Consider the following 11,555-nt stretch of genomic DNA (forward strand, 5'->3'; position numbering starts at 1 on the left):
GGTGGCGTGGGGACCGGTCGCAGAGCCGGCTCCACGCGCCTTTCCCCGACACAGCAAGAGATTTGGGCAGGGAAACGACGATGGCCGTACTCAACGACGAACAGGTGATGCTGCGCGACATGGCGCGCGAATGGGCCGACAACGAGGCGCCCGTCACCGCCTTTCGCAAGCTGCGCAATGCCGCCGTGCCGGCCGGATACGATGCCGATGCCTGGCGCGCGCAGGGCGAAATGGGCTGGGCCGGTGTCGTCGTGCCGGAAGCCTATGGCGGTTCCGAGTTCGGCTTTCTCTCGCTCGGGCTGGTGCTCGAACAGCTCGGTCGCAATCTCGTCGCCACGCCGCTGGCGTCGACCGCCGTCGCGGCGATCGCCATCGCGCTGGGCGAGGATGCGGCGGCGAAGCAGCAATGGCTGCCCGGCATCGCCTCAGGTGAGGTCGTCGCGACGCTCGCGATCGACGAAGGGCCCGTGCACAACCCGGCCAAGATCGCCGCGTCGGTGACGGGCGGGAAGCTCAGCGGCACCAAGGCGTTCGTCGCGGAAGGCGACAGCGCCCAGCTGTTCGTCGTGGCGGCAACCGACGGGCTTTACCTCGTCGCCGGCGACGTGGGCGTGACGCGTTCGACACGCCATATGGCGGATGCGCGCAGCCACGCCGCGATCAGCTTTGCCGACGCGCCGGCGACCCGGCTGGGCGGCATCGACCTGACCGCGAAGATCATCGATCGCGCGACCGCCGCGACCTGTGCCGAGATGCTCGGCATGGCGCTGCAGGCGTTCGATACGACCAACGACTATCTCAAGACGCGCGTCCAGTTCGGCCAGACTTTGGCCAGCTTTCAGGCGCTGCAACACCGCATGGCGAAGATCTTCACCGAGCTCGAACTGCTGCGCTCGGCAGTCGAGGGCGCGCTGGAGGCGATCGATGCCGGCCGCTCCGACATCGACCAGGCGGTGAGCCTGGCAAAGGCGCTGGCCGGCGACACGCTGCACCTCGCCAGTCGCGAGATGATCCAGCTGCATGGCGGCATCGGCATGACCGACGAGCATGATGCGGGCCTCTATATGAAGCGTGCGGCGGTGCTGCAGACGATGTGGGGCAACGCGGCCTATCACCGCGAGCGCTTCGCGCGCCTGAATGGGTATTGAATCGTCTTTCTTTCCCGGAATTTGAAAGTGCGTTCTGGCCGATCCGGAGCTTTTAGGATGTTGTCATTTTGGCAACAGCCCAAAAGATACGGTCTTAACGCGGCGGTTCGGCGCTTGACGCTAGGTCAATAGCGCGGCAATTCGATCCTTCGGTACGGTGGCAAGCAATGTCACGCCCGTGGGGAGAGGATCATGCTGAACTCGCGTTTTCTTTCGATGTGTGCCCTGTCGACGCTGGCGGTCGCGCTGGCCACTCCTGCGATGGCCAAGGAAGCCCCTGCTGCGCAGCCGGCGACCCAGCCCGCCGCGCAGGACGGGCAGGACACGCCCGACACCAGCCAGGATGTTATCGTGACGGCGCAGGGCCGCGCCCAGGTCCTGTCGAACGTGCCGCTGGCCGTGACGGCGATCAACGCCGCCAGCCTGGAGCGGTCGGGCGCCAGCGACATCCGCCAGCTCGCGCAGATCGCGCCGTCGCTGCAGGTGTCCTCGACCGGCAACGAAGCCAATGGCTCGGCCCGTCTGCGTGGTATCGGTACCGTCGGTGACAATCCCGGTCTCGAAAGCTCGGTCGCGGTGTTCATCGACGGCGTTTATCGTTCGCGGTCGGGCATCGGCCTCAACGAGTTGGGCGATCTTGAGCGAGTCGAAGTGTTGCGCGGTCCGCAGGGCACGCTGTTCGGTCGCAACGCCACGGCCGGCATCATCTCGATCACCAGCAAGATGCCCGATCTCAACCGCATCAGCGCGGGCGGTTCGGCGACCTATGGCAACTACAATTTCATTCGCGTCGACGGCAATGTGAACGTCCCGCTCAGCGATACGATCGGCGCACGGATCGACGGTGTGTACGTCAAGCGCGACGGTTTCTATCGCGACGTGACCAACAACACCGACATCAACAACCGCAACCGCTTCTTCCTGCGCGGCCAGTTGCTGTTTCAGCCGTCGAGCGACCTGACGATCCGTCTGCTGGCGGATTATACCAAGCGGAACGAAGATTGCTGCGCCGCAGCCTATATCGACCAGACGATCGCGCCGGCGAACCTGAACCTGCTGACCAATGCCAACTCGATCATCCCCGTCCTGACCCGGCTCGGCCAGCCGGTCGCGGCCTTCAGCAACCCCTATTCGCGCAACCTCTATGTCTCGCCGGGCCGCAGCTATAACGGCAAGACGCAGGATTGGGGCGTGTCGGGGCAGGTCGATTACACTATCGGCAGCGCCAAGCTGACCTCGATCACCGCCTATCGCGGCTATTATAACTATCAGGCGTCGGATACCGATTATAGCTATGTCGATATCTTGTACCGCGCCCCGGGGCCGGACGCGGGCCGTCGCGAATTCAAGACCTTCTCACAGGAACTGCGACTGCAGGGTGAGGCGATCGGCGGCAAGCTCGACTGGCTGGTCGGCGCGTTCTTCGCCAATGAAGATCTGCAGGTGCGCGACAATCTGCGCTTCGGTTCGCAATATGGCCGTTTCGCAACTTGCCGAATCATCAATGGCGGTAGCCTAGCCGGCGCGTTTGACCCGACCTCGTCCGGCTGCATAAGCCCTGCTGCGCGCGCCGGAATTATTGCCGCTAATGGTGGTGCGGGTCAGTTCGGGGGCGCGACGTCTACCATCCTTGCGGCGTTCGACCGCCTCGATACGATGAACAATGTCGGCGAGACGACCTCGGTCTACAACCAGAACAGCAAGAATTACGCGTTCTTCACGCACAACATTTTCGAGATCACCGAGGGTCTGAAGCTGACCGTGGGCCTGCGCTGGACGCATGAGACCAAGAAGCTGAATGCGCTGTTCGGCAACAACAATACGGTGTGCCCGGCGCAGCAGGCGGCGCTGTCGCCGTTCCTCAGCAACGCCGGGCTCGCGGCAGTAGCGGGCGGTTTGATCGGCCTGAGCTGCCAGGGCAACTCGACCTCGGAACTCAACGGCGTGTCGATCAACGACCAGCGCAGCGAGAGCGAGCTTACCGGTACCGGCATCCTGTCCTACAAGGTAACACCGCGCCTGCTGACCTATGCCAGCTATGCACGTGGTTATAAGGCGGGTGGCTTCAACCTCGACCGTTCGGCGCTGAAGAGCCCGATCGGCAGCTTCGCCGCTGCCGGTGGCGCGCAAGCGCTGGTCAAGAACCTGCAGTTCGCGCAGGAAATCAACACCGCCTTCGAAATCGGTGCGAAATATTCGTCGCCGACCTTCAGCCTGAACGTCGCCGCGTTCCACCAGGCGTTCAAGAACTTCCAGCTCAACACCTTCAACGGCTCGGTCTTCCTCGTGCAGAACATCAATGGCTGCAAGACAGACCTGGCCGGCGCTGATCGTGATCAGAGCGTAAATGCAGGCAATGCAAACTACCTTGCGCCAACAGCAACAAGTTCGAACCCAGCGGCACTTTCAGGTGCCTGTGCGGCCGGCAACGTGACGGCCGGCGTGATCTCGCAGGGCGTCGAGCTTGAGGCGTCGATCACTCCGGTGCGTAACTTCACCGTCAATGCCGGCTTCACCTACTCGAACACCAAATATGCCAAAAACCTCGTCGGCAATTCGAGCGGCGCGCCGCTCGACCCGGCGCTGCGGCTACTGCCGGGCGACAACCTGTCGAACGCACCGGAAACCGTCGTGACCACGGCAGTGACGTGGACGCCGCCACTCGGTTCGAGCGGCCTGTCGGGTCTGTTCTATGTCGATGGGCGCCTGTCGGGCGACTATAATTCGGGATCCGACCTGTTCCCGCAAAAGGAGCAGGACAGCTTCTTCGTGATGAATGCCCGCATCGGCATTCGTGGCCCGGGGGCGAAATGGGCACTGGAGTTCTGGGGGCAGAACATCCTCAACGCCCAGTACACGCAGGTCGCCTTCAGCTCGCCGTTCCAGGCAGGGGGTGCCAACGCCACCTTCACCCCGGACGCGAAATATCCGGGCGGCGCGCAGATCTTCTCGGCCTTCCTCGCCGAGCCACGTACTTACGGCGTGACGATCCGCGGCAAGTTCTGATCCGCACACCAGCATAAGGGCAGGGGGCGTGGCGCGATAAGCGCTGCGCCCCTTTCTCGTTCACGGGAATGACATTGGCGCGTCCGGCGGGTAACGTCCCGTCATGCCCAAACGCCCCCCTGCCGGCCTGCCTACCCGGCAGCAGATTCTCGATTTCATCGTTTCTTCCGATGTGCCCGCCGGAAAGCGCGAAATTGCGCGCGCCTTCGGCCTGACCGCGCAGGAAAAGATCGCGCTCAAGGCGCAGCTCAAGGACATGGCCGATGAGGGGCTGATCGACGGCGGCGGCGGTCGTGCGTTCCACAAGCTGGGAGGCCTCCCCAAGGTCACCGTGCTGCGCATCGTCGATGCCGATGACAGCGGCACGATCTGGGCGGTGCCCGAGCGCTGGGAAGCCGATACGCCGGCACCGCGGCTGCGCGTGCGCGAGCGCAAGTCGGGCAGCCTCGGCGTCGGCGACCGCATCCTCGCGCGCACCGAGGAGGCCGGCAAGGGCTGGATCGCGCACCCGATGAAGCAGCTCGCGCGCGGCGAGGAACTGGTGCTCGGCGTGCTGCACGAGGAAGGCGGTCGGCTGTGGCTGCAGGGCGTCGAGAAGCGCGAGCGGCGCGACTTCCAGGTCTCCGACGCCGGCGGTGCCGAGCCGGGCGATCTCGTGCTGGCGGAAAAGGCCGGGCGGCCGCCGCGCATCACCGTGCGCGTGACCGAGCGGCTCGGCGATCCGTTCGCGCCGCGTAGCTTCTCGCTGATCGCGATCCACAAGCTCGGCATTCCCGACGTCTTCGCGCCCGAGACGATCGAGGAAGCGGAGCAGGTGGCGCAACAGCCGCTGGGCGAGGGACGCGACGACCTCACCCATATCCCGATCGTCGCGATCGACCCGGCCGATGCGCGCGACCATGACGATGCGGTGTGGGCGGCGCCCGACGACGATCCGGCCAACGAAGGCGGATGGCAGGCGATCGTCGCGATCGCCGATGTCAGCTTCTATGTCCGCCCCGGCTCGGCGCTCGACAAGGATGCGCGGCGGCGCGGCAACAGCGTCTATTTCCCCGACCGCGTCGTGCCGATGCTGCCCGAGATTCTTTCGGCCGATGTCTGCTCGCTCAAGGAGGGCGCCGATCGCGCCGCGCTGGTCTGCCATTTGCGGATCGGCAAGGGCGGCGCTCTGAAGAGCTGGCGCTTTACCCGTGCGGTGGTGCGGATCGCGGCGAACATCGCCTATGAGGACGCGCAGGCGATCATCGATGATGAGCCCCTCCCCTTCGGGGGAGGGGTTGGGGCTGGGCTCCCGACCTCCACCGACGGTGACCTCGGCGGACCGGGCGCCCACCCCCCAACCCCCTCCCGCAAGCGGGAGGGGGAGCTAAGGGAAATCCTCAAGCCGCTCTGGGCGTGCTGGCGCGCGTTGTACAAGGCGCGCGCGGCGCGTGCGCCGCTCGACCTCGACCTGCCCGAGCGCCGCGTCGTGCTCGACGAGAAGGGCCGCATCATGTCGGTCGCGCCGCGCGAACGGCTCGACGCGCACAAGCTGATCGAGGATTATATGATCGCCGCCAATGTCGCGGCGGCCAAGGCGCTCGAGGCGAAGAAGGCGCCGGTGATGTACCGCGTGCACGAGCCGCCGAGCCGCGAGAAGCTGATCGCGCTGAAGGATTATCTCGCCACCTTCGGGGTCGAGTTCGCGCTCGGCCAGGTCATCCGCCCGGGGACCTTCAACCATATCCTCGACCGCATCGGCGAGGTCGATTTCCGCCCGCAGGTGATGGAGCAGGTGCTGCGTACCCAGACCCAGGCCTATTATGCGCCGATCAATGCGGGGCATTTCGGGCTGGCGCTGGGCAGTTACGGGCATTTCACCTCGCCGATCCGGCGCTATGCCGATCTGCTGGTCCATCGTTCGCTGGTTGCCGCCTATAATCTCGGCCCCGGCGGACTGAGCGCGGGCGAGGCCGCGGCGATGGAACAGATCGGGCAGAGCATCTCGACGCTCGAGCGCCGCGCGATGGAGGCCGAGCGCGACACGATCGACCGCTATGTCGCGGCCTTCCTCGCCGAGCGGATCGGCGAGACGGTGTCGGCGCGGATCACCGGCGTGGTCAATTTCGGCGTCTTCGCGACGGTGGAAGGTGTGGGCGGCGACGGACTGTTGCCGGTGCGCGACCTCGGCACCGAATATTTCCGCTTCGACGAGGGTGCGCGCACGCTGACCGGCGAGAGCAGCGGGACCGAGTTCGCGCTCGGCCAGCGGCTCGAGCTGCGGCTGGCCGAGGCTAACCCGGTGACCGGCGCGCTGCGCTTCGAACTGGTCGATGCGCCGGCGAGCCGCGGTCGCGCGACGCCGGGCAAGAAGCCGCACCGCGAGATCAAGCGGCGCGGCCGCCCGGCCAATATCCGGCACCAGGGGCGCAAGCGGTGAACGCGCCCGTGCGGATCGCCGTGCGGGACCGGGTAGCAGACGCGCTCGTAACGCGCGGTGCGCTGACGCCGACGACCGCTATTCCCTATCGACCAGAGGGACGTGTCGAAAGCTGGTTGTTCGCGCGACTGCGCCGGCGTGGCGCCGTCGTCGAGGCAGCGCCGGGGCGCTTCTATTTGCATGTCGCCGCCTATCAGGCGCAACGCGACGCGCTGGAGCGTCGTGCGGTGCCGATCGGACTCGGTGCGTTGGCCCTCGCCGCGCTGATGCTGCTGCTCTATCGCGGCTGACGTAAGTCAATCCGGTCTGGCGACCGACGCCGTAACGTGCGTCAGCCGGCGCGGAAGCTCAGCCCGGCATTGGCCTCGAGCCGCTTGATCAGCACCTCGCCCATCAGCGCGCCGGGCGTCCAGATGCCGCCCTCGCCGGCGACGTCATGGACGAGGCACAGGGCGGTCTCGGCGATCATCTTGCTGGTCGAGCCATAGCCGGGGTCGCGGTCGCCGGTGACCACCGCCTCGACCCGGCCGCCATCGGGTATCTCGCCGATGAACAGGATGTCGTAATAGCCATTGTCGCGCTCCTCCTTGGAGGGGCCTTCGCCGGGCTTGGGGCCCTTGTCGCTGGCGAGGGGGTTGATCCTGGCGATCGCCTCGGCCGCCGCCTTGCCGATGTCGCCAAGCCCGGCGACGATCATCTCGTCATAGACGAAGTCCGCGCCATAGGGGTGGCCGAGCAGGAAGTTGGTGCGGTGGACGTTCTTGGTGTTGATCGGCGCCATGATGAACGGCGCAACCCAGGCTTCGATCGTGCGGTCATATTCGGGCAGCAGGCCCTTGGGCTGGCTCGGGCCGTCGAAACCGGGCGCGAGCGCGAACGGGTTGACGAGCAGGCCGAGGATCGAGGGGTGCTTCGCCGCCGCCGCCAGCGTTGCCTTCAGGCTCGCCGCCGTGCCGCCCGAGAAGCCACCCTGCATCTTGCGCACGCGGCACTTCACGCGCGGCGCGGGCTTGCCGAACTTCTGCTTCGCCGCGTTCTGCACGGCGAGCACGCCGAGATCGAACGGGATGGAGTCGAAGCCGCACGAAAAGACGATGCGCGCGCCGCTCGCTCGCGCCGCGTCCTGGTGCGCGTCGATCATGTGGCGCATCCATGCCGGTTCGCCGCACAGATCGACATAGGCGGTGCCCGTCGCGGCGCAGGCGGCAACGAGGTCGTTGCCGTAGAGCTGGTACGGGCCGACGGTCGAGATGATAACGGTGGCGCGTTCGCACATCGCGCGCAGGCTGGCGGGATCGTCGGCATTGGCGGTGATCAGCGGCGTGTCGGCGGGTGCGCCGATCGCGCCGCGCACTTCCTCCAGCTTGGTCAGCGACCGCCCGGCCATCGCCCAGCGCGGCGCGCCGGTCTGGACGAGATATTCGGCGACCAGCCGTCCGGTGAAACCGGTGGCGCCATAGACGATGATGTCGTACTCGCGGGCCATCATATTCCCCTCCCGCCTGCGGGAGGGGTTAGGGGAGGGCCTATCCTACTCTCGTGGCATCCTTGACCATGCCCTCCCCCGACCCCTCCCGCAAGCGGGAGGGGAGAAGTAAATCACGCCGCTTCGTTGAACTGCAAACTCGCCAGCCGCGCGTAGAGGCCGCTCTCGCCGATCAGCGTCTGGTGCGTGCCGCTTTCGACGATCTTGCCGTCGTTCATGACGATGATCTTCCCCGCCGCGCGCACCGTGGCGAGGCGGTGGGCGATGACTAACGTGGTGCGGTTTTCCATCAGCCGGTCGAGCGCCTGCTGGACGAGCTGTTCGCTCTCGGCGTCGAGCGCGCTGGTCGCCTCGTCGAGCAGCAGGATCGGCGCATCGCGCAGCAGCGCGCGGGCGATCGCGACACGCTGGCGCTGGCCGCCCGACAGCCGCGCACCGCTCTCGCCGAGAAAGGTATCGAGCCCCTCGGGCAGCTTGCGCAGGAATTCGGCGGCGTTGGCCGCCTCGGCCGCCGCCCATAGCCGCTCGTCGCTCGCGCCCCAGTCGCCATAGCGCAGATTGTCGCGCGCCGAGGCGCCGAAGATCACCGTCTCCTGCGGCACCATCGCAATGCGCTGCCGGATCGCCGCCGGGTCGGCCTCGGGCAACGGCACGCCGTCGATCAGGATGCGGCCGCCCTGCGGATCGTAGAAGCGCTGGATCAGCTGGAACAGGGTTGTCTTGCCAGCGCCCGACGGGCCGACCACCGCGACCGTCTCGCCCGGCGCGACGGAGAGCGTAAAATCGTGCAGCGCCTGTGCGTCGGGGCGGCTGGGGTAGCGGAACTCGACATGCTCGAACGCGATCGCGCCGCGCGCCGGCACGGGGAATGCGGTCGGGTTGGCGGGCGCGCGGATTTCCGGCACCTCGCGCAGCAGCTCGGCGAGCCGGCCGGCGGCACCCGCGCCGCGCAGCAGATCGCCATAGACCTCGGTCAGCGAGCCGAAGGCGCTGGCGACGAAGCCGCCGGTCAGCACGAAGGCAAAAATCGCGCCACCGGTCATGCGGCCGGCTTGGACGTCGATCACGCCTTCCCAGATCACCATGGTGATCGAGCCGAAGATGAGACCAATGACGAGCGCGGTCATCATCGCGCGCAGCCGGATGCGGCGTTTGGCGGCGACGAAGGTCGCATCGACCGCCGCGACGAATCGCGCCGCTTCGCGCGACTCCTGACCGAAGGCCTGAACGATTTTCATCGCGCCGAGCGTCTCAACCGCGATCGACCCGACGTCGGCGACGCGGTCCTGAGAGGTGCGCGAGTAAGTGCGCACGCGGCGACCAAGCACGACGATCGGCATGATGATTACAGGAATCCCCAGCGCGAGAAGCCCGGCGAGTTTGGGTGACAGCGTGAACAGGTAGATCAGCCCGCCGATGCCGGTGAAAGTGTTGCGCAACGCGACCGAAACCGTCGTCCCCACGACCTGCTCGATCAGTCCGGTATCGGAGGTCATGCGCGAGGCGAGTTCGGAGGGGCGATTGTCCTCGAAGAAGCGTGGGGCCAACGTCAGCAAATGGCTCTGCACTCGGCCGCGAATATCGGCCACGACCCGCTCGCCGAGCCACGACACGAAGTAGAAACGCACCGCCGTCGCCAGCGCAAGGATCGCCACGACGCCGAGCAACAGATGGAACCACGGGGCTACGGAGCCATTGCTCCCGTGGCCGAAGCCGCGATCGATGACCTTCTGGAAACCCCACGGGATAGTTAGCGTCGCGACCGACGTGACGATCAGCGACAGCCAGGCGAAGGCGATTTGGCGCGGATAACGCTTCGCTGCGTCCCACACCATGCGCAGGTTGCTCAGGCTGCGCTTGCTGACGGGTTCGGGCGGCGACGCGGGTACGGTTTCGGCCATGGGGAGCGCCTAGCAGGCGCGGGGGCGGGCCTCAACACGCCTTAACCCGATCGCCGCTATAATGGCATTATGTTGCATCGCACATAATTTGGGTTAGGCTGGACGATGACGCTTTTTCGGAAAATCAGTATCCATGCTCTATAACGCCTATGAATTGCAGCGCTCGATGCTGGCCGGTGCCAGCGCGCTGGCCAATTTCAGTGCCGGCATGCTCAACAACCCGGCCAACCCCTTCGCCTATTTCGGTGGCGGCCCGGTAATGGCCTCGGCGCTGGAGGTCTTCGCGCATGCCTCGGCACCGCGCGGCAAGCCCGCCTTCGACATCGATCATGTGCTGGTCGATGGCCGCGACGTCGCGGTCGTGGAGGAGGTCGCGCTGCGCAAGCCGTTCGGCCAGCTAAAGCATTTCCGAAAAGACGGTGTGGCGGGCGGCCCGAAACTGCTGATCGTCGCGCCGATGTCGGGGCACTATGCCACGCTGCTACGCGGCACGGTCGAGCGCATGCTGCCGGGCGCGGACGTCTACATCACCGACTGGCGCGATGCCAAGCAGGTGCCGCTGAGCGACGGCAGCTTCGATCTCGACGACTATGTCGATTATGTCATCGAGTTCCTGACGCTGATCGGCGAGGCCGGTGACGGTAGCCGCCCGCACCTGCTCGCGGTGTGCCAGCCCTCGGTGCCTTGCTACGCCGCCGCCGCGCTGATGAGCGCGGACAAGCACCCGCATCGCCCGGCGACGCTCACGCTGATGGGCGGACCGATCGACACGCGCGAGGCGCCGACCGCGGTCAACACGCTGGCGACCGAACGGCCGCACGCCTGGTTTGAGCAGAACGTCATCGCAACCATCCCGGCAAGCTATCCCGGTGCCGGGCGCCGGGTCTATCCCGGCTTCCTGCAGCTCGCCGGCTTCATGTCGATGAACCTCGGCAACCACATGATGTCGCATTACGAGATGTTCAAACATCTCGTCGAGGGCGACGGCGAGAGCGCCGACGCGACCAAGGAATTTTACGAGGAATATCGCTCGGTCTGCGACATGACCGCCGAATTCTACCTCCAGACGATCGACGTGGTGTTCCAGGACCACGCCCTGCCCAAGGGCATCATGGAGCATCGCGGCCGCGTGGTGGATCCCGCCGCGATTACCGACATCGCGCTGCTGGCGGTCGAGGGCGAGCGCGACGATATTTCCGGCCTCGGCCAGACCAAAGCGGCGCTGACGCTGGCGACCAACCTGCCCGACAGCGAGAAACGTTATCTGATGGCCGAGGGTGCCGGGCATTATGGCATCTTCAACGGCAGCAAGTGGCGCAACATTATCGCGCCGGTCGTCGAGGAATGGATCGCGACGCACGCCTGAGCGTGATCCCCTCCCGCATCGGGCTGTCACATCGGAGTTGCGTCGTTTCCCTCTCCCCTTGTGGGAGGGCTACCAGATTCACACATTGGTCTGGTATCCGAGGGTTTGGATTGCACGTTTAGCGGCCTGGATTTCGAGCCATCCGTTGAGCATGACGACCGGGCCGGGTTTTCCGTAGTAGCCGGTCCATCCGCCGAGGCGAGCGCAGACCCATGCGGCATAAGCGAGC

The 11,555-nt window shown here is 66.1% G+C and carries 7 protein-coding genes; 5 read left to right on the forward strand and 2 right to left on the reverse strand.

Translation table 11 applies throughout. The features are described 5' to 3' along the window. The first annotated feature begins 80 nt into the window (after window positions 1–80). From U1839_RS14670 to U1839_RS14685, 4 genes are all read left to right on the forward strand, one after another. Window positions 81–1,148, forward strand: coding sequence for an acyl-CoA dehydrogenase family protein (locus tag U1839_RS14670; protein WP_332804352.1), 1,068 nt, complete (start codon window positions 81–83; stop codon window positions 1,146–1,148). A gap of 192 nt (window positions 1,149–1,340) precedes the next feature. Next, complete coding sequence (locus U1839_RS14675; RefSeq protein ID WP_332804353.1) at window positions 1,341–4,154, forward strand: TonB-dependent receptor; 2,814 nt, start codon at window positions 1,341–1,343, stop codon at window positions 4,152–4,154. 103 nt (window positions 4,155–4,257) lie between these two features. Next, entirely contained in the window at window positions 4,258–6,573 is a 2,316-nt protein-coding gene (locus tag U1839_RS14680) for a ribonuclease R family protein (protein WP_332804354.1), read from the forward strand. Then, window positions 6,570–6,863, forward strand: coding sequence for a hypothetical protein (locus U1839_RS14685; protein WP_332804355.1), 294 nt, complete (start codon window positions 6,570–6,572; stop codon window positions 6,861–6,863). Before U1839_RS14680 ends, U1839_RS14685 begins: the two co-directional genes overlap by 4 nt. Before the next feature lie 41 nt (window positions 6,864–6,904). Here U1839_RS14685 and U1839_RS14690 read toward each other — a convergent pair whose 3' ends face one another. Both U1839_RS14690 and U1839_RS14695 read right to left on the reverse strand, forming a co-directional pair. Beyond that, the gene (locus tag U1839_RS14690) at window positions 6,905–8,059 is read right to left on the reverse strand and encodes a saccharopine dehydrogenase family protein (protein ID WP_332804363.1); all 1,155 of its coding nucleotides are present in this window, start codon (window positions 8,057–8,059) and stop codon (window positions 6,905–6,907) included. A 113-nt stretch (window positions 8,060–8,172) separates the two neighbouring features. Further along, entirely contained in the window at window positions 8,173–9,960 is a 1,788-nt protein-coding gene (locus U1839_RS14695) for an ABC transporter transmembrane domain-containing protein (RefSeq protein ID WP_332804356.1), read from the reverse strand. A 133-nt stretch (window positions 9,961–10,093) separates the two neighbouring features. Here U1839_RS14695 and U1839_RS14700 point away from each other — a divergent pair, with 133 nt between their 5' ends. Then, complete coding sequence (locus U1839_RS14700) at window positions 10,094–11,326, forward strand: polyhydroxyalkanoate depolymerase (RefSeq protein WP_332804357.1); 1,233 nt, start codon at window positions 10,094–10,096, stop codon at window positions 11,324–11,326. Window positions 11,327–11,555: the final 229 nt, after the last annotated feature.

The organism is Parasphingomonas halimpatiens (assembly GCF_036663795.1).
GTDB lineage: Bacteria > Pseudomonadota > Alphaproteobacteria > Sphingomonadales > Sphingomonadaceae > Sphingomonas.